The 21,119-nt window shown below is 72.0% G+C and carries 17 protein-coding genes; 6 read left to right on the forward strand and 11 right to left on the reverse strand.

Translation table 11 applies throughout. The features are described 5' to 3' along the window. Positions 1 to 48: 48 nt before the first annotated feature. The 5 genes from UIS43_RS27190 to UIS43_RS27210 all read right to left on the reverse strand — a co-directional run bounded on the left by UIS43_RS27190 (position 49) and on the right by UIS43_RS27210 (position 6,873). Positions 49 to 1,602: a glycoside hydrolase family 43 protein gene (locus UIS43_RS27190; RefSeq protein WP_370012057.1), complete on the reverse strand. Its 1,554-nt coding sequence runs from the start codon at positions 1,600 to 1,602 to the stop codon at positions 49 to 51. A 150-nt stretch (positions 1,603 to 1,752) separates the two neighbouring features. Further along, positions 1,753 to 2,658: a carbohydrate ABC transporter permease gene (locus tag UIS43_RS27195; RefSeq protein WP_174546816.1), complete on the reverse strand. Its 906-nt coding sequence runs from the start codon at positions 2,656 to 2,658 to the stop codon at positions 1,753 to 1,755. A gap of 1 nt (position 2,659) precedes the next feature. After that, positions 2,660 to 3,607, reverse strand: coding sequence for a carbohydrate ABC transporter permease (locus tag UIS43_RS27200; RefSeq protein WP_370012059.1), 948 nt, complete (start codon positions 3,605 to 3,607; stop codon positions 2,660 to 2,662). After that, positions 3,604 to 4,959 carry an extracellular solute-binding protein gene (locus tag UIS43_RS27205; protein ID WP_370012061.1) on the reverse strand — a complete coding sequence of 452 codons (1,356 nt, stop codon included), beginning with the start codon at positions 4,957 to 4,959 and terminating at the stop codon, positions 3,604 to 3,606. The genes UIS43_RS27200 and UIS43_RS27205 overlap by 4 nt, the downstream gene beginning before the upstream one ends. 69 nt (positions 4,960 to 5,028) lie before the next feature. Continuing rightward, positions 5,029 to 6,873: a glycoside hydrolase family 2 protein gene (locus UIS43_RS27210; protein ID WP_370012063.1), complete on the reverse strand. Its 1,845-nt coding sequence runs from the start codon at positions 6,871 to 6,873 to the stop codon at positions 5,029 to 5,031. Between the two features lie 168 nt (positions 6,874 to 7,041). Between UIS43_RS27210 and UIS43_RS27215 the strand changes: the two genes are divergently transcribed. Further along, positions 7,042 to 8,094, forward strand: a complete 1,053-nt coding sequence (locus UIS43_RS27215) for a LacI family DNA-binding transcriptional regulator (protein WP_013152136.1) — start codon at positions 7,042 to 7,044, stop codon at positions 8,092 to 8,094. A 474-nt stretch (positions 8,095 to 8,568) separates the two neighbouring features. Here UIS43_RS27215 and UIS43_RS27220 read toward each other — a convergent pair whose 3' ends face one another. Together UIS43_RS27220 and UIS43_RS27225 are read right to left on the reverse strand one after the other, a co-directional pair. Further along, positions 8,569 to 8,784, reverse strand: coding sequence for a helix-turn-helix domain-containing protein (locus UIS43_RS27220; protein WP_370013282.1), 216 nt, complete (start codon positions 8,782 to 8,784; stop codon positions 8,569 to 8,571). 242 nt (positions 8,785 to 9,026) lie between these two features. Next, the gene (locus tag UIS43_RS27225; RefSeq protein WP_370012064.1) at positions 9,027 to 9,665 is read right to left on the reverse strand and encodes an ATP-binding protein; all 639 of its coding nucleotides are present in this window, start codon (positions 9,663 to 9,665) and stop codon (positions 9,027 to 9,029) included. A 147-nt stretch (positions 9,666 to 9,812) separates the two neighbouring features. On the opposite strand from UIS43_RS27225, the gene UIS43_RS27230 reads away from it, so the two are divergent. Further along, positions 9,813 to 10,622 (forward strand): Scr1 family TA system antitoxin-like transcriptional regulator, encoded by an 810-nt coding sequence (locus UIS43_RS27230; protein WP_370012066.1) that lies wholly within the window; start codon positions 9,813 to 9,815, stop codon positions 10,620 to 10,622. Then, entirely contained in the window at positions 10,619 to 10,807 is a 189-nt protein-coding gene (locus tag UIS43_RS27235) for a DUF397 domain-containing protein (protein WP_370012067.1), read from the forward strand. The genes UIS43_RS27230 and UIS43_RS27235 overlap by 4 nt, the downstream gene beginning before the upstream one ends. A gap of 98 nt (positions 10,808 to 10,905) precedes the next feature. Here the strand turns inward: UIS43_RS27235 and UIS43_RS27240 are convergent, their stop codons facing one another. The 4 genes from UIS43_RS27240 to UIS43_RS27255 all read right to left on the reverse strand — a co-directional run bounded on the left by UIS43_RS27240 (position 10,906) and on the right by UIS43_RS27255 (position 16,425). Next, a complete protein-coding gene (locus tag UIS43_RS27240; protein WP_117199564.1) occupies positions 10,906 to 11,652 on the reverse strand; it encodes a spermidine synthase in 747 nt (248 codons plus the stop codon). Positions 11,653 to 11,756: 104 nt separating this feature from the next. Further along, positions 11,757 to 14,027 (reverse strand): phosphodiester glycosidase family protein, encoded by a 2,271-nt coding sequence (locus UIS43_RS27245; protein WP_370012069.1) that lies wholly within the window; start codon positions 14,025 to 14,027, stop codon positions 11,757 to 11,759. Between the two features lie 357 nt (positions 14,028 to 14,384). Next, positions 14,385 to 15,734 carry an MFS transporter gene (locus UIS43_RS27250; protein ID WP_013152142.1) on the reverse strand — a complete coding sequence of 450 codons (1,350 nt, stop codon included), beginning with the start codon at positions 15,732 to 15,734 and terminating at the stop codon, positions 14,385 to 14,387. Between the two features lie 91 nt (positions 15,735 to 15,825). Next, positions 15,826 to 16,425, reverse strand: coding sequence for a TetR/AcrR family transcriptional regulator (locus UIS43_RS27255; protein WP_013152143.1), 600 nt, complete (start codon positions 16,423 to 16,425; stop codon positions 15,826 to 15,828). Positions 16,426 to 16,515: 90 nt separating this feature from the next. On the opposite strand from UIS43_RS27255, the gene UIS43_RS27260 reads away from it, so the two are divergent. Genes UIS43_RS27260 through UIS43_RS27270 form a run of 3 tightly spaced genes read left to right on the forward strand, consistent with a single transcriptional unit; the run spans position 16,516 to position 21,096 of the window. After that, a complete protein-coding gene (locus UIS43_RS27260) occupies positions 16,516 to 18,072 on the forward strand; it encodes a class I adenylate-forming enzyme family protein (protein WP_013152144.1) in 1,557 nt (518 codons plus the stop codon). A 16-nt stretch (positions 18,073 to 18,088) separates the two neighbouring features. Beyond that, entirely contained in the window at positions 18,089 to 19,270 is a 1,182-nt protein-coding gene (locus UIS43_RS27265; RefSeq protein WP_013152145.1) for an acyl-CoA dehydrogenase family protein, read from the forward strand. After that, positions 19,267 to 21,096: an alkyl/aryl-sulfatase gene (locus UIS43_RS27270; protein ID WP_071621686.1), complete on the forward strand. Its 1,830-nt coding sequence runs from the start codon at positions 19,267 to 19,269 to the stop codon at positions 21,094 to 21,096. The genes UIS43_RS27265 and UIS43_RS27270 overlap by 4 nt, the downstream gene beginning before the upstream one ends. The last annotated feature ends 23 nt before the right edge of the window (positions 21,097 to 21,119 follow it).

Genomic DNA, 21,119 nt, shown 5'->3' on the forward strand with positions numbered 1-21,119 from the left:
GCACGCCGGATCCGCCCGCGGCCGGGCCGTGAGCGGATCCGGTCGCGCTCAGGGCGCGGGGTAGACCTCCGCGCGGTCGACGGTGACGATGGCGTCGCTCGACCCGGCGGGCCGGTCACCGGTGACCGTGACGGTCAGGGTGTGCTCGCCGGGGCCGAGTTCGGGGCTCAGGTACACGCGCTGCTCCCCGACCCGGAACGGGTGGTGGTAGCTCACCGGCTCCGAGGGCGGCCCGCCGTCCACCGAGAACGTCGCGTAGCCGTGGTCGGTGTCCAGCGACCCGTACACCGCGATCCGCGACCCGGTGAAGTGGTAGGTGGCCGTGGCCCCGGCCTGGGCGGTGTAGTGGTCGTCGCCGTGGAAGCAGTGCGCCCCGCACCGGTCCCCCGTGGTCCAGTCGCCCTCGTAGGAGACCCGCGGCCCGCCCCGGCCGGTGTCGGTGTCGTTGACCGCCGTGCTGCCCGCGCCCGGGTCCCCGGAGGGGAGGCGCTGGGTCGCCCCCGCCGCCAGCGGCCGTCCGAGGTCGGGGGTCCCCTCGGGGGTCCAGCCGATGCGCTGGGCGCGCGTGGACCGGAAGGAGTAGGTGTACTCGGGCGTGTTCTTGGCGTGGTAGGCGATCCAGTCCTCGGTGCCGTCGGGCGAGCGGAAGAAGAAGTGGTGCCCGGGCCCCCAGACCCCGGCCGCGTCGTCGCGGCTGAACAGCGGCCCCGGCAGCTGCTCCCAGGCGTCCGCCGACAGCGGGTCGGCGCCCCCGTCCAGCGCGATCGACCAGATCTGGTAGTCGGGTTTGCCGGTGTCGCAGGTGGAGTAGGTGAGGAAGGTCCGGCCGTCGCGGTACAGCGGGGTCGGCCCCTCCCGGACCTCGGGGCAGCCGCCCTCGTTGGGCAGCGCGACGGGTTCCCCCTCGATCGTCCAGGGGTTGCTCATCCGCGCGGCGTAGAGCTGCTGGGGGCCGCCGTCGAACCCGCGTCCGGGGCTGCTCCAGGCGAAGTAGGGCTGCCCGTCGTGCACGAACGGTTCGCCGTCGATGGCGTAGGTGCCGGTATCGGCGATCCGGGCCTTGAACTCGTAGGGTCCGGCCGGGTCGTCGCCGGCCGACTCCAGGACGTAGAGCCGGTGGCTGGCGTCCCGCTCCACGGGGTCGGTCAGCCTGCTGTCGGCGGCCGTGTAGTAGAGGTACCAGCGCGGCCCGTCCCCGGTCTGGAACCGGTGCAGCGCCGGGGCCCACAGTTCGGTGTCGCGGCTGGGATCGCTGTCGCGCCACACCTCCACGGGTTCGGCGGTGGCCAGGGTGGCCAGGCTGGGCGAGCTCCACACGGAGATGCGATCGCCCTGGGTGGTGGACAGGTGGTAGTTCCCGTCGTGGTGCACGATCGTGGGGTCTGCTCCGGCGTTGAGGGGGTTGCGGAACGTTCCCTCCTGGGTGGAATCGGCGGGAACCGCCTGATCTGCCGGTCCGGCGGCATCGGCCGCCGTGGCGGCGGTACCGCTGGAGGACGCGGCGGTGGCGGTGGTGGCGAGGGGGAGTACGAGCAGCGCCAGGCTCAGGGCGCCGAGAGCCGTCAGGTGGTGTCGCGGGCGAGGGGACGTGCGTGGTGACATCGCTGTTTCCCGTCCGGTGAAGTGGTGCTCTTCCTGCTTCTTACGTCGTTGTCGTCGTGCGGTGGAGCCCGCGCGCCCGCGGCCCCGGCGACGCGCGGTGCGCCCTCGGGCACGCCCCGGCCGGTCGGTCCCGGGCGCGCGGACCGGTTCTCACTGGCCGCCCAGACCCGTCGTGGCGACGCTGTTGACGATCTGGCGCTGGAACAGCATGAACACGACCACCATCGGCGCCGCCGCCACCATCGACGCCGCCAGCTGCGAGGCGTAGAAGGTGCCGTAGGAGTCCAGGATGTTGGGGATGCCCACGGGCAGCGTCATCAGGGCCGGGTCGGTCGTGATGATGAACGGCCACAGGTAGTTGTTCCAGGCGGTGATGAACACGAAGATCGACGCCGCCGCCAGGATGGGCCGCGACAGCGGCATGATCACCGTCGTGAACAGCCGCCAGTAGGACGCCCCGTCCATGCGGGCCGCCTCGTCCAGCTCGCGCGGCACCGCGTCGAAGAACCGCTTGAGCACGAACACGATGACCGGCGCCACCAGCTGCGGCAGGATCACCGCCGCGTAGGTGTCCACCAGGCCCAGCGACACCATCTGCTGGAACAGCGGCACGATGAGCAGCTGTGGCGGGACCACGATCGCCGCCACCGTGAGGGCCATCAGCGCCGCCCGGCCCCGGAAGTCCATGCGTGACATCGCGAAGGCCGCCGGGGCCGCCACCACGATCGTGAGCAGGGTGACCAGCACGGCGACGACCAGGCTGTTGAACAGCCACATCTGCACGTTCCCGGCCTCGAACAGGTTGCGGTACTGCTCCAGGGTGAACCCGGTCCCGGGGATCAGGGTCGGGGGCAGCGCGACCGCGTCCCCCTCGGTCTTGAACGAGGTGACCAGCGCCCACACCATGGGGGCCAGCCACAGCACCGCGAGGACCGCCAGCGCCGACACGGCGGCGATCCGCGGTCCGCGGCCCCCGCCCAGCATCAGGTCGCGCTGCCTGGCGCGGTCCAGGGCCGCCTCGGCCCGCCGCGTCGAACGCATGCTCCGTGTCGCCATGTCAGACCCTTCTCCGCGCGCTGATCCACAACTGGAGGGCGGCCACGCCCAGGACGAGCGCCAGGAACAGGTAGGAGACGGCGGCGCCGTACCCGAACCGGTAGCCGGTGAAGCCCACGTCGTAGATGTAGAGCAGCAGCGAGCGGGTCGCCTCGCCCGGGCCGCCCCCGGTGAGCAGGTAGATCTGGTCGAAGACCTTCAGCGAGGCCAGCACCTGCAACAGCAGGACGACCACCGTGGTGCCCCGCAGTTGGGGGAGGGTGACGTGGCGTAGGCGGGCCCACGCCCCCGCTCCGTCCAGCGCGGCGGCCTCGTACAGGTGGCCGGGGATCGACTGGAGGGCGGCCAGGTACAGCAGGAAGTTGAACCCGACCGTCCACCACACCGTGGTCAGCGCCACCGACCACATCGCCACGCCCTCGTCGGTCAGCCAGCCCAGGCCCTCCATCCCCAGCAGCCCCAGAGCGTGGTTGAGCAGACCGAAGTCCTCCACGTACAGGAACTTCCACACCAGCGCCACGGTGGCCACCGGCAGCAGGAACGGCAGGAAGAACGACAGCCGCCACAGCCACTGCCCGGGCAGGCCGGTGTGCACCAGGACCGCCATGGCCAGTGCGACCACCACCAGGGGGACGGTGGTGATGAGGGTGAACAGGACGGTGTTGCCCAGGGTCCGCCACACCATCGGGTCGCCCAGCGCCTCGGCGTAGTTGTCCAGCCCGACGAACGCGCCGCCCGCCCCATTGAGGGCGGTGTCGGTGAAGCTCATCCACAGGCCGCTCACCAGCGGCCAGGCCAGGAACAGCGCGTACACCAGGAGGAAGGGCAGCAGGAACACCAGGGGCGAGTCCGCCAGGCGCCGCCACAGCAGCCGCGCGCCGCCGGGGCCGCCCGGCGGGGAGCCCGCGCCCGCGCGGGCGCGGACGGGGACTCGGGTGGTCACGCTCATTCCTGGCCTCCCGGGTTGGTGCGGGCGGCCCAGGAGTCCAGGGTCCGGCCCAGGTGGTCCACCGCCGCCTCGGGCCCGTCGCCGGTCAGGGCCGTGCGCAGCGCCTCGCTCACGTCGGAGTGGAACCGCGATCCGGCCCCGGCGAACCACACCTCGGGGTCGAGCACGGGGGTCTCACCGGCGGCGGCGTAGTCCGACTGAGGGTCCAGCGCCAGGTACTCCGGAGACTGGGCGATCGGCGAGTAGGCCGGGATGTGGCCCGCCTCGCCCCAGATCAGGCTGTTGCGCACCATGAGCGCCACGAACTCGTGGGCGGCGCGCACCCGTGCGGGGTCGGGGTCGCCCTGGCGGGGCAGCACGAAGGCGTGGGAGTCGGCGTACCCGCCGGGCTGGTCGAAGACCGTGGGGAAGGGGGCCGCCCCTAGGTTCTCCACGTGTTCCGACAGGTAGGGCAGCTCCCACTCCCCGCACACGAGCATCGCCGAGCGCCCCGAGGCGAAGGCCGCCAGGGCGGTGGGGTAGTCCAGGTTCGGCTCCGATGTCCGGCCGTCGAGCAGTTCGGCGAGGAAGGAGTACACGCGCAGCGCCGCGTCGCGGTCGAACACCGCCGGTCCGCCCTCGGGCAGCTCCATGGACGCGCCGGTCTGGTTGTACAGCATCCAGAACAGCCGCCACCCCTGGGAGTCGTCGTTGACGTGCCCGTAGGAGACGCCGTTGCCGCCCCCGGCCTCGGCCAGCGCCCGGGAGGCCGCGAGGAACCCCTCGGGGGAGTCCATCCCGGTCAGCTTCCCGTCCCCGTCGAGCAGACCGGCCCGGTCGGCGACCCCGGTGTCGTAGAAGACGATCACCGGGTGGGTGTCCAGCGGGACGGCGTAGGTGGCGCTGTCGTGGATGCCGCGTTCCCACAGGTCGGGTACGAAGTCCTCGGCGGTGACCCCGAACTCGGCCAGCAGGTCCAGGTCGAAGGGTTCGAGCAGCCCGCCGGGGGCGTACCCGGGCAGGCGGGACAGGTGCAGCACGGCCGTCTCGGGGGCCCGACCGCCCACGGAGGCCACCGCCAGCTTGGTGTAGTACGGCGGCCCCCAGGCCAGCGTGCTGGGGGTGACGTCCAGGTGTGGGGCCTGTTCGCGCACCGCGTCCAGCATGGTCTGCACCCGGGCGCCGTCGCCGCCCTGGAACAGGCTCCAGAACCGCACCTGCGTGGTCGATCCCGAACCGGGGGCGGGGGCGCATCCGGCGGCGCCCAGGGCCGAGCCCAGGGCGAGGGCTCCCGTGCCCAGGAGCACGCGGCGCCGCGAGAACGGCGGAGGCGGCCCGGTCGGTGGGCTGGATCTGCGTGGTGGGTGCGGCATCGGCGGACTCCAAGGGGAGGGCGGGGGGTGGTGGGGGGCGGTGGTCCCCGGGGCGTCCCGGGGACGCACTCACTCGGGCCGACGATCGGCCTTCTCGTACGCGGCGGTCCTGCGCTGGGCGGCCGCGATGCGGGCGGTGTCGAGCTTGTCGCCGCGGTCGAACCGGTAGACGCCGTTGCGTTCCTGGAACACGTCGGTGAGCTGCGTGTAGCAGTAACCGAACATGTCCGGGTCCTCGAGCAGCACACCCGTCAGACCCTCGAAGCGGGTGTGGAACTCCTCCGCGGTCCTGGGGTCGTCGCCGTACCCCCACGACTGCTCGCCGCCGTCGGTGCCGGGGTCCCAGCGGATCCCGCCGAACTCGCTGCAGAAGTAGGGCTGGCCGCGGTAGGGCACCGACCAGTCGCGGCCGTCCGCGCCGCGGTTGACGTAGGGGTCGTCCTGGGCGAGGCCGCTCATCTGCTCGCGGAACGCCTCGGGGTCCTGCTCGTAGCTGTGGGAGTCGTAGACGTCGGTCTCGGGGACCCGGTGGGCGTATCCGGAGGCGTCCACCACCGGGCGGGAGGGGTCGATCGCCTTGGTGGCCAGGAACATCGCGCGGGTCACGTCGTCCAGCGCGGTGAAGCGGTCGTGCAGCCGTTGGAAGGTCTCGTTGAGCGGGCACCACCCGACGACGCTGGGGTGGGAGTAGTCGCGTTCCACGGCCTCGGTCCACTGGGCCACGTAGGAGGCGTCCGGCCGCTGGTTGTCGTCGGCGGGGCCGCCGTGGGCCGCGCACCCCCAGTCGCCGAACTCGCCCCAGACCAGGTAGCCGAGCCGGTCGGCGTGGTAGAGGAAGCGCTCCTCGAAGACCTTCTGGTGCAGGCGGGCCCCGTTGAACCCGGCCCGCAGACCCAGTTCGATGTCGCGCACCAGGGCGTCGTCGTCGGGCGCGGTCATCAGCCCATCGGGGTAGTAGCCCTGGTCCAGGACCAGGCGCTGGAACACGCGTCGGCCGTTGATCAGGATCGCCTTGCCCTGGACGGAGACCGACCGCAGGCCCGCGTAGGACCCGGCCCGGTCCACCACCGCGCCTTCGGCGTCGAGCAGTTCCAGGCGCAGCGTGTACAGGTGCGGGTCCTGCGGCGACCAGGCACGGCGCCGCTCCACCGGTACCGCCAGGGTCAGCCGGGGCGCGGTGTCCAGGTCGGCGCGGGCCTCGGCGGCGGTGACCTCGCCGTCCCCGTCCTCCAGGACGGCACGCACCCGCAGGCCTTCGCCGCTGCCGGACAGCGGAAGGAGCAGGTGGAAGGCCCCGTTGGCCAGGTCCGGGGTGATGCGGGGGCGGCGCAGGTGCGTGTCGGGGACCGGTTCCATCCACACGGTCTGCCAGATCCCGGTGGTGCGCGTGTAGTGGCACCCGGTGTTGGCGTACCAGGTGGCCTGCTTGCCGCGGGCCTGGAAGCCGTGTCGGCTGTCGCGGGCGCGCACGACCACCACGGCCTCCTTGCCGGGAGCGGCGACCCCGGACAGGTCGGCGGTGAAGGGGGTGAACCCGCCGCGGTGGCGGACGACCTCCGTGCCGTTGACCCACACGGTGGTGTCGTGATCGACGGCCTGGAAGTGCAGCAGGACGCGCCGTCCCGCCCAGGCGTCGGGGACGCGGACGGTGCGCCGGTACCAGACCGCCTCCATGAAGTCGGTGTCGCCCACGCCGGACAGCTCCGACTCCGGGCAGAAGGGGACGGTGATGGTGCCGGAGAGTTCGGCCTCGCGCAGGCCCCGTTCGAGCCCGCTGTCGCCGCGGTCGATCTCGAAGTCCCACGTGCCGTTCAGGCACAGCCAGTCGGGTCGGGTGAACTGCGGGCGCGGGTACTCGGGGCGGGGAGGGGCGGTGGGCCCGTCCCCGCGCTGTGAGCGCTGGTGCGTCGGCACGGAGGTGTTCTCCTTCTCACGGCGTCGTCCTGTGACTGGCGTCACGCCACATGTCAGCACATTTTTACATCGATGTAAATACCTCGATCCGAAGGTCAGGAGGCTCCCGAGGCCGCCGGGAGGGCGGCGGCGGAACGCGGGCTAGGATGGCGCTGATCGGGGGTGGACGTGGGCACGAGGCCGCGTATCAAGGACGTCGCGCGTCAGGCCGGGGTCTCGGAGAAAACCGTTTCCAACGTTATTAACGACCATCCGCACGTCCGGCCCGCCACGCGCGCCGCCGTGGAGGCGGCCATCGACGCGCTGGGCTACCGGGTCAACCTGGCCGGACGCCACCTGCGCCGCGGCCGGACCGGCGTGATCGCGCTGGTCGTGCCCGAACTCGACCTGGGCTACTTCGCCGAACTCGCCGACCTGGTCATCCGCGAGGCCGAGCGCCTCTCGCGCACCGTCCTGGTCCACCAGAGCGAGGCCCGCCGCGAGCGCGAGGAGTCCGCGCTGGAGGGGTTCGGCGCCGACTTCGTGGACGGGGTCATCCTCAGCCCGCTCGCCATGGACGACGCCGCCCTGCGCACGCACCCCTCCCGGCTGCCGGTGGTGCTCCTGGGCGAGCTGCCCCGCACGGTCCGGCACGGCCACGTCGCCATCGACAACGTGGCCGCCGCCCGGGAGGCGACCGAGCACCTGCTCGACGGCGGGCGCACCCGGATCGCGGTGGTGGGCGGTCGGCCGCCGGGCCCCTCCGGCACGGCCGAGCTGCGCACCCGCGGTTACCGCGAGGCCCTGGAGGCGCGGGGGAGGAGCTACGACCCCGAGCTGGTGCGACCGGCCGGGCACTTCCACTGGAGGGACGGGGCGGAGCTGGCCGCCGAACTCGTCGCCGGACCCAGGCCGCCCGACGCGCTGCTGTGCATGAACGACCTGCTGGCGCTGGGGGCGATGCGCGCGCTGCACGACGCAGGGGTGCGGGTCCCCCGGGACGTGGCGGTGGTGGGGTTCGACGACATCGCCCCCGGGCGCTACTCCGTGCCGAGCCTGACCACCGTCGCCCCGGACAAGCCGGGCCTGGCCAGGGAGGCGGTGCGGCTGCTGCTGGAGGAGGTGGAGGCCCGTCGCGGCGCTCCGGACGCGGAGTCCGGGGCCGGGGCCGACCGGGCCTCGGCCAAGGTCGTCGTCGGCCACACCCTCCTGGTGAGGGAGAGCAGCGCCAGCGTGCTCTGAGGCCCGTCCTCCTCGGAGAGACCGGGGCCACCAGACGCGCAAGCCGCTTTACGGAAATGCATGGAAATGGTCTGGTTTTCTGTTCATGCTTGCGTAGGCGAATGAGAATGGACCCCACGGCATGGCGGCGGTGGGGTCCGTCGCCGTGTCACTCTTCCTGTTCGTTCGCACGCCTCCACTCGCTTCGGCGGGGGAGTGGTGGTGCTATCTGTGTGGCGGTTTTGTTCCATTCGGGCAGTTCGGGTGGGGTCGAGGTTCCCGCACGGGTGCGGATGAGGTCGTCCACGACCAGTCCGGCGAAGACGCGGGGGTGGGTTGTGCAGCCCCCGTAGCCTTCCAACTGCGGGTGTATCTGTGCAGGTACACCACGGCCGCCTTGTAGACGGTCACCTCCGGCAGCGGCTTGTTGGTTTCCATGTGTCTTACCTGGCCCGGGCTATCCACGAAGATGTGCGGATCCGGATTATGGCGGCTCTACGGGGTGGGGTCGAAATTCTCCGGTTGGTTCAGTAGGGCGGCGATGTGTTCTTTGGGGTAGCGGCGTGCTCCGCCGGGGGTGCGGAAGGGTTTGAGGACGTTGTCCCATTCGCCTCGGTGGAGGCTGCGGGGTCGGATGTTGAACAGGGCGGCGACTTCGCTGGGTGTGAGGACGTCGGGGCGGCCGTCGAGGAGGTAGCTGTAGTCGGGCATGAGGGGCTTTCCGCTGGTGTTCTGTGAGGTCGATGAGGGCTGGCCGAGGAAGGCGCGGACCTCCCCGAGGTAGTGGAGGATCGCGGTGTCTCCGTCAAGCGAGGTGAGCGCGTACACCGCTCCCAGCAAGCGCTTCTGGCGGGTCAGGACATAACCCTGCTGGGCGGCGCGCCACCGGGAGTCGTCGAAGCCAGCCGGAGCACGGATGGCCAGAGGGCGGGAACGGGTGCGTCGCGGGAGCCTCATTCACTCCTCCCTGGCACGCGCGGGAGTTCGGCGAAGGTCCCGGTTCCTGCGGGCAACCTGCCCCAGCCGGTGGTGAGGGCGTCCACGAGCACCAGTCCCCGGCCGTGCTCGGCGGTGAGGGCGGGGGTACGGCACAGCGGGGTTCGGCCGGAGAGGGGACCGGCGTCGCGCACCTCCAGTCGCATGCGGTCGGGATAGAGCAGGAGGCGGGTAGCGAACTGCCCGCCCGGCAGGCCGCTGTGGGTGTGGGCGATGGCGTTGGAGACCAGCTCCGAGGCCACCAGAGTGAGCACCTCCGGGACGCGGACCTGCCACTGTGCGCAGGTCTGCTCGACCCAGACGCGGACGTGCGCCACCGAGTCCGGGACTCCAGGGAAGGACCTGCGCGCAACCGCCTGCGCCCTCCGGGGGCGGATAGCGGCCACAACAGCCTCACCAGCCGACAGGCCGACTTCCGGGGTGGGCTGCACTTCACCAGCCCGCTGGAAGACATTCGGACGCTCTCCGGGAAACCGGACTCCGTCTTCTTGCGGACGGGTGTACGGAGTGCTGGCGGGAATCTCTGATTCGGTAGGATTTGCCACGTTCTCACCTCTGGAGTGTTCGGTGGGAGCCGTTCCCGGGGCTGGTGGCACAGTCGCCGGGTTTCCTCTGTCCGGCGCTTTCCGCCGTGGTGCCCATCGTCCAAGGTAAGGTGCTCCGCCTCAATGCCTTTACGTGCATCGGCTGCTATTTGGTGGAACCCGTACAGGAATGTAGAGAGCCTCTGTAAAGTTCTACCCATGCCTGAGAAGACACTGTCATCATGGATCACCTTCGGGAGGGAGCTCCGCAGGCTGCGTGACCGACGTGGACTTACGCTGGATCAGGTGGCCGAGGCGACCGGATACGGTGCGTCAACCATCAGTAAATATGAGAACGCCTATAGGGCACCAAAAAGGGATTTTCTCAACGAGGCGGAGGCCTTGTTCGGTACGAACGGCGACCTTCTCCGTCGTTGGACAGAGGCGAAGCGGGCCGAGGAGGACCCCGACTGGCACCGAAAGATCGTCACGGCTGAAGAGCAGGCGTCCGGGATCCAGATATGGAATCCCGCCCTTGTCCCGGGTATGTTCCAAACGCCCGACTACGCGCGTCAGATCTTCCGCGACGGTCGACCCCTGGACACGTCCGAGGAAATCGACCGGCTCGTGGACCTGAGGATCAGCCGCCTCGACGCGCTGAGGGGCATGAACAACCCGCGTCTGGTCGCGATCCTCGCCGAGACGGTCGTTCGAGCCCGTGTCGGCTCATCCGCGGTGATGAAGGAGCAGCTGGGTCATCTCCTCGATCTGGACTCCGCAGGGGTCGTGAGAATCTTGATCCTGCCAGCGGACACCCCGTACTACGGGGGAGCCTCTGGCCCGTTCCGGCTGCTGTCCTTCAAAGAGCGCGAGACGCTTGTCGAAGTCGAGCACGCCTCCGGCGGCGAGCTGCTCGGCGGAGACACCGTGACGCGGCTGCTGGCCGTGTACGGGGAGCTGCAAACGTGGGCGCTACCCCCTGTAGCCTCACATGATGTGATTTCGAGAGCCATGGGAGGCTTGGAGTGATCGACCTGACCAGCGGGTGGCACAAGTCCAGCTACAGCGGAGCCCAGGGCGAGTGCGTCGAGGTCAACGAGACTGCGGTTCCGGAGGCTGTCCTCGTCAGGGACACGCAGAACCGGGACCTGGGCTGCCTGTCCTTCTCCGGCGGCGAGTGGAGCGCGTTCCTCGGTGCTGCGTTCTCCCGGTAGCCCCAGGAGGAGTGGATCGCCCCCGCCAGGAGACGGGGGCGGTTCTGTCGCGCTGACACCCCGCTCAACCGGTTCCCCGTTCGGGGGAGCGGGGGCGCTCACGACAGCGCGACGTAGACGGTGTTGGACGCGTCGTGGTCCTGCTGGGGGTTGGGGAAGTCCACGACCTCCGCGCGGGCCGTGGTGAAGACCTCCGCCAGCAGCTCGGTGAACTCCTCGTCCGGCGCGTCGTTGGACCACAGCGCGAAGACGCCGCCCGGCGCGAGCAGGCGCTCGCGCAGGCGGCGCAGCCCCTCGGCCGTGTACAGACCGGCGTGACTCGGGTGGAGCAGGTGGCGCGGAGAGTGGTCGATGTCCACGATCACCGCGTGGAACGGCTCCGCGCCCAGGTCGGGGGCGGGCCCCGTCCCGGCGCCGACCGAGGCGAAGAAGTCCCCGTGCTCCAGGCGGCAGCGGGAGTCGGAGACCAGCGCCGCACCCGAGGGGATCAGTCCCTCGCGGTGCCAGTCGATGACCTCGCCCAGCGCCTCCACCACGACCAGGGAGCCCACGCGCGGATCCTCCAGCACCGTGTGCGCGGTGTAGCCCAGGCCCAGACCGCCCACGGCGACGCGCAGGCTGTTCGCCGAGTCTGCCCCACCCGTCTCATCCGCCCCGTCCAGTTCGGCCAGGGCCAACCGGGCCAGTTCGACCTCGGCCGCGGTGAACAGGCTCGACATCAGGAAGTCGTCGTCGAGTTTGATCTCGTAGACCTCCTTGCGGAAAAGGGGGTCGTGGCGGCGCCGGAGGCTGAGCTCCCCCATCGGGGTCGCCCGCCAGTCCAGTTCCTGAAAACGGGCGCTCATCTGTTCTCCTGCTCGTCGTGGTCCCCGGGTCCCCTTCGTACCACGTACCAGCGGGGTGCCGGGCGGCGTTCGGGACCAGTCGGTGGAAGCCCGGGCCCGGCGGGTCAGGGCCCCGTCGTGGTCCGGGCGGTGAGGCCGTCCAGCACCACCTCACCCGCGTAGGCCCGGCTCGGATCCTCCTCCAGCAGGTACACCCGCGAGACCGTGACCGGGTGCCCGACGTCCTCGGGCACCTCCAGGCGCACGTCGCGCCAGCCCTCCCAGTCCACGGCGGGGCCCTCCAGGGAGTGGCCGACACCGTGCGCGTCGGTGAGGCTGAGCATGAGACGGGCGCCGTTGCCGTCGCCGCGCACGCCCACCGTGAACGCGAAGGCCTGGCGGTCCAGGGCGAGCGGCTCGGGCGGGTGGGCGGAGGCGGTCCGGGTGCGGATGTCGCGGGTGAAGTCGTAGGCCAGGGCCAGACCGGGGCCGTCGCGCCCGGCCACGGGGCGCACCTCTGCCCCGCCGCGCGCGGACCGCGCCGTCCACTCCCGCGCGTCCTCGAAGTCCGCCAGGGGAGTCGTCCGCGTACCGATGGAGAACGGTATCCGCGTGCTCACCCCGCCCGCGGTCACCGTGAGGACGCCCGTCCCCTCCCCGGCGCGCGGCCGCACCTCGAAGCCTCCGTCGCCCCGGTCCACGACCTCGACCAGGTCGGGGACGGCCTCGACCCGTGCGTCGACCGGTTCGACGGGCGCCCGCCGCCCGTCCTCGGTGGCCCCGGTGAGCACGAAGGAGGCGGTGTCCTCGGCGGAGGCCATGCCCAGGCGCCGGGGTGCGGCGAGGAGCGTGTCCGGGGCGGGCAGCACCTCCAGGTCGACGGTGTCGCTGACCCGGCCCGCCCGCCCCGTGACGGTCACCGGTCCGGGGTCTCCCGCCACGAACCGGGGGCCGTCGCCGTGTCCGGTGGGCGCGGACAGCTCCAGCTCATCGGTGCGGTCGTCGGGGGAGCGGGGCGCGCCGGGCCCAGACGGCCCGAAGGCCTCGTCGTGCCCGGTGGCGGCCAGGGTGCGGTGCATGCCGGTGAACACGCGTCGGGGGTCGGCCTGGGGCGGCACGGGGGAGCCGTGTTCGGGCCGGGGTTCCAGGGCGGGCCGCAGCCACAGGCCCGAGGTCCGGGCCGAGCCCTCGGTCGCCGTGATCACAAGGCCGTCGGGGACCTCCCGGAGTTGGTCCCCGGCGCGGTTGCGCAGCACCGGGGAGACGCCCCCGGGTTCGCGCACGAGCAGGGTCGAGGATCCGCCGCCGTCCAGCTCCAGGGCCTGCTCGGCCCCGGACGCGGCGAGCAGTTCGGCGACCTCCGCGAGCGTGGATCCGGCGTGGCCGCGGTTGCGCCCGTCCGCGGTCACCACGTGCATGACCTCGCCGTCCTCGGAGAACCCGATCGCGGTACGCGGCGCGCGGGAGACGTCCTCGACGGGGACGGGTTCGCCGTCGCGCACCAGCACGTGCCGTCCGCCCACGACGACGCGGGGTTCGGCGCCCTCGGCCGTGAGGGTGTGCTCCACCTCGACCGGGTCGCCCTCGGACAGGTCGGCGATTCGCTCCGCCGCGGAGCCGCGCGCCACCAGGACCTGTTCGTCCTCCTCGATCGGGCCGCTGCCGGGGGTGACGCTGACCCGCTCGACGGCGCCCTCGGAGACCACGGCCTCGGCGACGGCCGTGTCCCCGGGGCTGGTCCCGGGTTCGTACACCACGTGTGCGCGGGGGTGGCCGCCCCAGTCCGACGTGTACAGACCGAGGCCGTCCGCGGGGACGGCGGAGGTGTTGAGGGCGTCGATGTCGAGGTCCCCCGACGGCAGGGACGCGGTCCCTTCGAAGGCCACCTGGCGCACGCTGCCCCTGCCCCCGGCGTCGATGACCACGGCGTTGGCGAACCCCGGGTCGGGCGAGGTGAGCAGGCGCCCGTCGCTCATCCCGGCGCCCAGGGGGGCCTGGGTCGCGCCGATGTCGAAGTAGCCGCCGTTGACCGCGGCGACCACGGTGGACCCCTCCGGGGGCTCGACGGCGGCGGCCATGTCCGCGACCGTCGCGGGGGAGGTGAGGCCGCCCCCGTCGACGTACTCGACCCCGACACCCTCGGTGAGGTCGACGGTGAGGAGGCTGGCGAACTGCTCCCCGCCGCCCCCGGCGCCCGGGACGGGACCGGAGGCGAGGTCCACCCCGGCGGCGATCCGCTCCTCCACGGCCCCGGCGATCCCGCCCGCCGGCGCGGCGACGTCGGCCGTCACCCGGGACGACGGCGCGGCCAGGACCATGGGCGCGACGAGCACGGCGATGACGGGGAGCGCCGCCGAGCGGACGGGGCCCGGGGGCCTTGGGCGGGACAGGTTCACGGGGGCACCCCTTCGCGTGAGGGCTCGTCTGGGCGGTGGGTGACGCGCCCGGTGTCCGGGCCGTGCACATCCTCCACGACGGGTGCTCTTTCCAACGGTGGTACACACCGGAGGGTGAGGACATGAACACGGGGAGAACAGGGGGGTGCGCGGCGGCCGGAGCCCGGGAAGGGGCCCGTTCTCCGGACTCCGGCGCCGCGTGGTCCGGAGGGAGGGCGCCGCAGGACGCCGCGCACACCCCGCCGGGTCCCTCCGCGGGGCCCCGGGTCCGGGAGATCCGGCCCCGGGTGTCCCGGGAACACCCAAGGGCTCCGGGAGCCCCCAGGTGTTCCGGGGCCCCAGGAACTTCGGGAGCCCTCAGGAACTCCGGGAGTCCTCGGGCGCCCCGGTCGCGGCGACGGCCGCACCGGCCTCCTCCGCCGACGCGGAACCGGTCGCGCGCCGCAGGCGGCCCTGGACCTGTGTGGTGACGACCGCGAAGGCCGCGGTCGTCACCAGGGTGACCGTCATCCACACCCGCCAGTCGCCCACCGCGACCACCTGCGGAGCGAACAGCACCGCGGCGAGGATGAACAACCGGCTCACGAAGTGGTTGAGGCCGAAGGCCACCCCCTGGGCGTCCGGGTGGACCTCCTCGGTGTACTCCGAGAAGCTGGCCATCCACGGGCCGAGGACGGCGCCGAGCGAGAGGCCGACGCCGGTCAGCAGCACGATGACCAGCGGCAGTGAGGCGGACGCCCCCGCGCCCATCGTGACGACGAGCGCCCCGAGCAGCAGCGTCGCCGCCAGCGCCCCGAGGACCAGGAACGGCTTGCGGTTCTGCGCCCTGTCGGAGAGCCGGGCGAAGACCAGGCTGGCCGCCAGGTTGCTGACCCAGAACGACATCACGATCGCGGACGCCGTGCGCACCGCGACGGCGAAGTGGTCCACCAGCATGGTCTGGCCGTAGGCGTTCATGGTGGCGAGCAGGACGTAGAGCAGCGACATCGCGGCCACGTGCGCCCAGACGACACGGCGGCGCAGGAGCAGCCGCAGCCGCTGCCCGGCGGGGGCCGCCCCGCTCCCGCGGGTCGCATGCTCGGTGAGGCGGATGGTGCGCCGCAGGTTCGGAGCCAGGTCGCGCAGGGTGAGGGCGACGACCGTCGCGCCCACGAAGGCCAGGCCGGACATCACGAAGATCTGCGCGCGCCAGGAGTTGTCGAACAGGTCGAGCGTCAGCGCGGCGACGGCCGCCGCGAAGAAGTTGGCTCCGACGGGGCCCCAGCTCCAGAACGCGAAGGCCTGGGCCCGTCCCATCCGCGGCGTGAAGTCCCGGATCAGGGGCTGGGTGCCGGCCATCGCCACACCCTCGACGAAGGCGAGCAGGATACGCGCGGCGGTGAAGTGGACGACCGTCTGCGACAGCGCCATGAACAGGCACGCCGCCGCGGACAGGAACATGAACGGCACCAGTACGCGGACGCGGCCGATCCGGTCGACCAACTCGCCGCCCAGGTAACCGGACACGGCGCCGAACAGCAGCGACACGGCGGTGATCAGCCCGTAGACCTCCAGGGACAGCCCGAGGTCGGCCAGCAGCAGGGGCAGGACCGGTGCGAGCTGTCCTTCGAAGGCCGAGATGAACAACGCCAGGACGACGACGGCGAGCAGGAGCCGGCGCCGGGCTCCGGTGGGGTACTCGTGGAGCAGTCTGCGGTACGACGGCACGGCACCGACCCTTCTCTCATTCCTGGACAGAACGTCCGATAACGTTCTGTGCGTCCAGAACATAAGGGCAGTGACCCGCGCCACACAACCCCTACGTGGGAACCGAGTCGAAACCCGTCGCCCAGTAGCGTCCGCGCCGGGACAGCTCGACCAGCGTCTCCACCACCTGTTCGGCCCCGGGGCGCGGCGCGGGCAGCTCCAGCCACCACAGGAGCACCGAGACCTGCTCTCCGACCCAGGCTCGCGCGATGACGCGCAGGTCCACCCGCGGGCTGATCCGCTGGGTCCGCGCCCGCTCGGCGAAGATGTCGTGGGCCGCCGTGGTCCACGCCTCGACCAGGGCCCGCAGGCCGCGGCCGTCGCCCTCGCCCCGCAGGATCAGCCGGTAGACGTCGGGCTGCTCGGCCGCGTGGCGGAAGAGCTCGGCCACCGGCCGCCCGGTGAACCCGACGCCCTCCCAGTCCGCCGGGGTCATCCGCTCCCGCAGCTCGGCCAGGACGACCTCGACCACGTGGTCGTAGAGGGCCTCCTTGTCGCGGAAGTGCGTGTAGAACGTCGCCCTCCCGGTGTCGGCCGCCGCGGCGATGTGCTCCACCCTGACCCCGGCGTATCCGTGTTCGAGCACCTGGGCGACGAACGCCGCCCGCAGTGCGGCCCGCGTGCGCAGGGTCCGTCGATCCTCGTTTGTCATGAGGCCTTTCTAGCAACGTTCGCACCCCTGGACAGATCCTGGACAGTATGTCTAGTATCTTCGCGTTCGCTCGTCGTCTCTGGAGGGTCCGTGAACCTTGGTGGCTACCTCACCCGAAGCGCGTCCTACTGGCCGGAGGCGCAGGCCCTGGTGTCCGGGGACCGGCGCTGGAGCTACCGTGATCTCGAACAGGAGGCCAACCGGCTCGCCTCCGCCCTGCTCGCGCGCGGTTACGGCCTCGGCATCGCCGTCGCCACCCTCGCGGGCAACCGTGGCGAACTGGTCGTCGCCGAGATGGCCGTCTGCAAGGCGGGGTGCCTGCGCGTGCCGATCAGCGCCCGACTGGCGGCGGCCGAGGTCGAACACGTCCTCCTGGACGCGCGGGTGCGGCTGATCCTCGTCGACGGGGCCAACCTCGGCGCGGTGCGCGAGATCGTCGACGGGCGCGCGCTCGACTGCCTCGTCGTCGCCTTCGACGACGGGGCCGACGCGCCCCTGACCTACACCGCCCTCCTCGCCGAGGGCGACCCCGCCCCGGTGGCCGTGGACCTCGACCCCCACGCTCCGGCGGTGCTGAACTTCACCTCCGGTTCCACCGGCACCCTCAAGGCGGCCGTCCAGACGGTCGAGAACCGCCTGTCCAACATGCGCAAGCTGGCGATGAACCCCCAGGGCTCGGTCGGGCCGGACTCGGTCTACCTCGCACCCGGCCCCATCACCCACGCCAGCGGCATGGGCATCCTCGGCTGCTTCTTCCGCGGCGCCACGGTCGTGGTGCTCCCGTCCTTCGACGCCGAGGCCTACCTCGACGCCCTCGAACGCGAGGGCGTCACCCACACCTTCCTGGTGCCGGTGATGCTCAACCTGGTGCTGGCCTCACCGACCGCGGGGCGCCGGGACCTGTCCCGGCTGCGCAGCGTCACGGTCGGCGGCGCGCCGGTGAGCCCCGCGCGCCTGCGCGGTGCCGTCGAGCTGTTCGGACCCGTGGTCAACCAGGGCTACGGGCAGGGGGAGACCACGAGCGCCATCACCTTCCTCACCTCGGAGGACGTGGTACGGGGGATCGAGTCCGACCCCGAGCTGCTGCTCTCCTGCGGGCGCCCGGTCTTCGACACGGAGGTCCGTGTGGTCGACGACGGGGGAGAACCGCTGCCCGCGGGCGAGGTGGGCCAGATCGTGGCGCGGGGGCCCGACTGCGTGCGGGAGTACTTCCACGCCGCGGAGGCCACGGCCGAGACCTTCCGCGACGGCTGGGTGTACACCGGCGACCTCGGCTTCCAGCGTCCGGACGGCTACCTGTTCATCGTGGACCGCCAGAAGGACATGATCATCTCCGGCGGCTACAACGTCTACTGCACCGAGGTGGAGGCCGCCCTCTACGAACACCCCGCCGTCTTCGAGGTGTGCGTGGTGGGCGCCCCGGACGAACGGTGGGGGGAGACCGTCAAGGCGTTCGTGGCGCTCCGACCCGGCGCCGGGGCCAGCGGGGAGGAACTGCGCGAGTTCTGCGCGACCCGGCTGTCCCGGGTCAAGCTCCCGCGCGTCGTCGAGTTCGTCCAGCAGCTCCCGCGCAACCGCAACGGCAAGATCGACCGCCGCGCTCTTCGCCAGCGCGAGTGGGCGGGCACCGAACGAAAGGTGGGGTGAGCGGGCCGTGACCTTCATGCTGCGACCGGGCCACCACGACAATCCGCGCCTCGACGCGCTGGTCACCGGGCTCCGGGACTACCTGTCCGGAGAGCTCGCCGACTACGAGGAGGAACTCGGACTGACCCCCGAGGCCGAGCTGCGCCGGTCCATGCTGGAACCGGTGTGGCGGCGCAGCCGCGAACTCGGCTTCTACGGCGTCCACCTGCCCGAGCACCTCGGCGGACAGGGACTGTCCCACACGGAACTGGCGGCGCTCAAGGAGGAGGTGGGCGCCTCCGGCCGCGTGCTGGCCACGAGCGTGCTCGGCGACATGGGCGGACCGCTGCGGATCGGCGCGATCTTCGAGCACGCCACCGAGTACCAGACGGAGAAGTACCTGCTCCCGGTCGTCAGGGCCGAGCGCGCGTGCTGCTTCTCCATGACCGAGGACGACGCGGGCTCCGACGTGCGCCGTATGCGCACGACCGCGACCCCGGTCGCCGGCGGCTACCGCGTCACCGGGCACAAGGTGTTCAGCACCGGCGGCACCTTCGCGGACTTCTCGATCCTGGTCGCCCGCCTGGACTCCTCCGACGACCGGTACTGCGCGTTCTTCGTCGACCTGGACTCCCCGGGTTGCCGCGTCACACCCGGCAGGACGCCCCTGTCGGGCCAGAACATCGAGAGCGACGTCGTCCTCCAGGACTGTTTCGTCCCCTCGGAGAACCTGCTCGGCGAGGAGGGGCAGGGCCTGCGCATCGCCCTCGGCCGGGTCACGACGAACCGGCTGCTCCACTGCCCCACCGCGCTCGGCGCGGCCCGGCGGGCCATCCGCCTGGCCCTGGACTTCGCCGCCACGCGCCAGGTGTCCGGCGGACTCCTCATCGAGAAGCAGGCGATCCAGCACAAGCTCGCCGACATGGCCACGGACTTCTACGCCGCCCGTTCGATGACCTACGACGCCCTCGCCGCGCTTGACGCGGGGGAGCGGCCCCGGGTGGAGTCCTTCATGTGCAAGCTGTTCGTGGCCGAGCGCGCGTTCGCCATCGCGGACCAGGCGATGCAGATCCACGGCAAGGCCGGGATGGTGCGCGGCGCCCCGGTGGACGTGATCTGGCGGCAGCTGCGCATGTTCCGCGTGCTGACCGGCGCGTCGGAGATCCAGCGCAACGGCATCATCCGCGAACTCGCCAGAGCCGAGGGGGCCCCGGCATGACCGACGCGAAGCCACCGGAGCGGGACCTTCCCGCCGAGGACGGGCAGGACACGCGCGACGCCGAACGCGGCTTCCTGGGGACTCTGGAGCCCGCACGCGTCACCGACGCCGCCGGACGCGTCGTGTACGACGCCGACGCCTACGCCTTCCTGGACGCACCGGCGCCCGCGACGGCGAACCCGAGCCTGTGGCGGCAGAGCCGGCTCGCGGCCAGGCACGGCCTGTTCGAGGTCACCGAGGGGATCTACCAGGTCCGCGGGTTCGACCTGGCCAACATGACCCTGGTCGAGGGCGACTCCGGCGTCATCGTGATCGACACGCTGACCTCGACCGAGACCGCCGCCGCGGCGCTGGCGCTCTACCGGTCCCACCGGGGCGACCGGCCGGTCACGGGCGTGGTCCTCACCCATCCGCACGCCGACCACTTCGGCGGTGCGGGCGCCGTCCTCGCGGACGCGGCCGACGACGTCCCGGTGCTCGCGCCCGAGGGCTTCATGGAGCACGCGGTCTCCGAGAACGTCTACGCCGGTCCGGCGATGGCCCGGCGGTCGGGTTTCATGTACGGCACCGCGCTCGAAGCCTCCGCCACGGGGCACCTGGGCTGCGGCCTGGGGCAGCGCCTGGCCACCGGCACGATCGGACTGGTCGAGCCCACCGAGTCGATCACCCGGACCGGCCAGGTCCGCGTGGTCGACGGCGTGGAGATCGAGTTCCAGCTCACGCCGGGGACGGAGGCGCCGGCCGAGATGAACATGTACTTCCCCGCTCGGCGGGCGCTGTGCCTGGCCGAGAACGCCGTGCACACGATGCACAACATCATCACGCTGAGGGGCGCCCAGGTCCGCGACGCCCGGCAGTGGGCGCGCTACCTCACCGAAGCCCTCCAGCTCTTCGGCGGCCGCTCCGACGTCGCCTTCGCCACCCACCACTGGCCCACCTGGGGCGCCGACCGGATCGAGGGGTTCCTGACCGGGCAGCGCGACCTCTACGCCTACCTGCACGACCAGACGGTGCGCCTGATCAACCGGGGCCTGACCCCCCGCGAGATCGCGGAGGAGCTGACGCTGCCGCCCGCCCTGGACCGGCAGTGGGCCAACCGCGGCTACTACGGGTCGCTGAGCCACAACGTCAAGGGCGTCTACCAGCGCTACCTCGGCTGGTTCGACGGCAACCCCGCCCACCTGTGGGAACACCCGCCGGTCGAGGAGGCCAGGCGGTGGATCGGCCTGCTCGGCGGTGTCGACCGGGCGCTCGCGCACGCGGACGCCCTCGTCGAGGAGGGCGACCTGCGCTTCGCGGCCACCCTGCTCAACCACGCGGTCTTCGCCGAGCCCTACCACAGCGGGGTGCGGCAGCGGCTGGCCGACGTCTACACCGCGCTCGGCCACGGCTGTGAGAACGCGACGTGGCGCAACTACTACCTCACCGGAGCCGGGGAACTCCTCCACGGACCCGGGGCCGCGCGCCGCTCCGGCGGCTCCCGGCTGCTGGCGGCCCTCGACGTCGGGCAGCTGCTCGACTCCCTCGCCGTGCGGGTCGACGGGCCCGCGGCCTGGGAACTCGACCTGCGCATCGACCTGTGCCTCGACAACGACGACGCCCTGTGGCACCTGCGCCTGGCCAACGGCGTGCTCGTGCACTTTCGCGACCCCGACCCCGACCCGCGGGCCCAGCTGACGCTCACCACGACCAGGGGACAGCTGGTCGCCGTCATGACGGGCCGCGGGTGGGAGGAGGTCGAGTACGAGGGCGACCTCCGGGTGCTCCGGGCGCTGCTCGACGTGCTGGAGGCGCCTGACCCCGCCTTCGACGTCGTACGGCCCTGACCCGCCCGGCCCGGACCCGTGGC

Source organism: Nocardiopsis sp. LDBS0036 (genome assembly GCF_041228755.1).
In the GTDB taxonomy this organism is placed as follows: domain Bacteria; phylum Actinomycetota; class Actinomycetes; order Streptosporangiales; family Streptosporangiaceae; genus Nocardiopsis; species Nocardiopsis dassonvillei.

Bases quoted from the DNA above. Each gene is read 5' to 3' on its own strand.
- UIS43_RS27190 (WP_370012057.1), bottom strand. From the start codon at position 1,602: ATGTCACCACGCACGTCCCCTCGCCCGCGACACCACCTGACGGCTCTC.
- UIS43_RS27195 (WP_174546816.1), bottom strand. From the start codon at position 2,658: ATGGCGACACGGAGCATGCGTTCGACGCGGCGGGCCGAGGCGGCCCTG.
- UIS43_RS27200 (WP_370012059.1), bottom strand. From the start codon at position 3,607: ATGAGCGTGACCACCCGAGTCCCCGTCCGCGCCCGCGCGGGCGCGGGC.
- UIS43_RS27205 (WP_370012061.1), bottom strand. From the start codon at position 4,959: ATGCCGCACCCACCACGCAGATCCAGCCCACCGACCGGGCCGCCTCCG.
- UIS43_RS27220 (WP_370013282.1), bottom strand. From the start codon at position 8,784: ATGCCCGACTACAGCTACCTCCTCGACGGCCGCCCCGACGTCCTCACA.
- UIS43_RS27230 (WP_370012066.1), top strand. From the start codon at position 9,813: ATGCCTGAGAAGACACTGTCATCATGGATCACCTTCGGGAGGGAGCTC.
- UIS43_RS27240 (WP_117199564.1), bottom strand. From the start codon at position 11,652: ATGAGCGCCCGTTTTCAGGAACTGGACTGGCGGGCGACCCCGATGGGG.
- UIS43_RS27255 (WP_013152143.1), bottom strand. From the start codon at position 16,425: ATGACAAACGAGGATCGACGGACCCTGCGCACGCGGGCCGCACTGCGG.
- UIS43_RS27265 (WP_013152145.1), top strand. From the start codon at position 18,089: ATGCTGCGACCGGGCCACCACGACAATCCGCGCCTCGACGCGCTGGTC.
- UIS43_RS27270 (WP_071621686.1), top strand. From the start codon at position 19,267: ATGACCGACGCGAAGCCACCGGAGCGGGACCTTCCCGCCGAGGACGGG.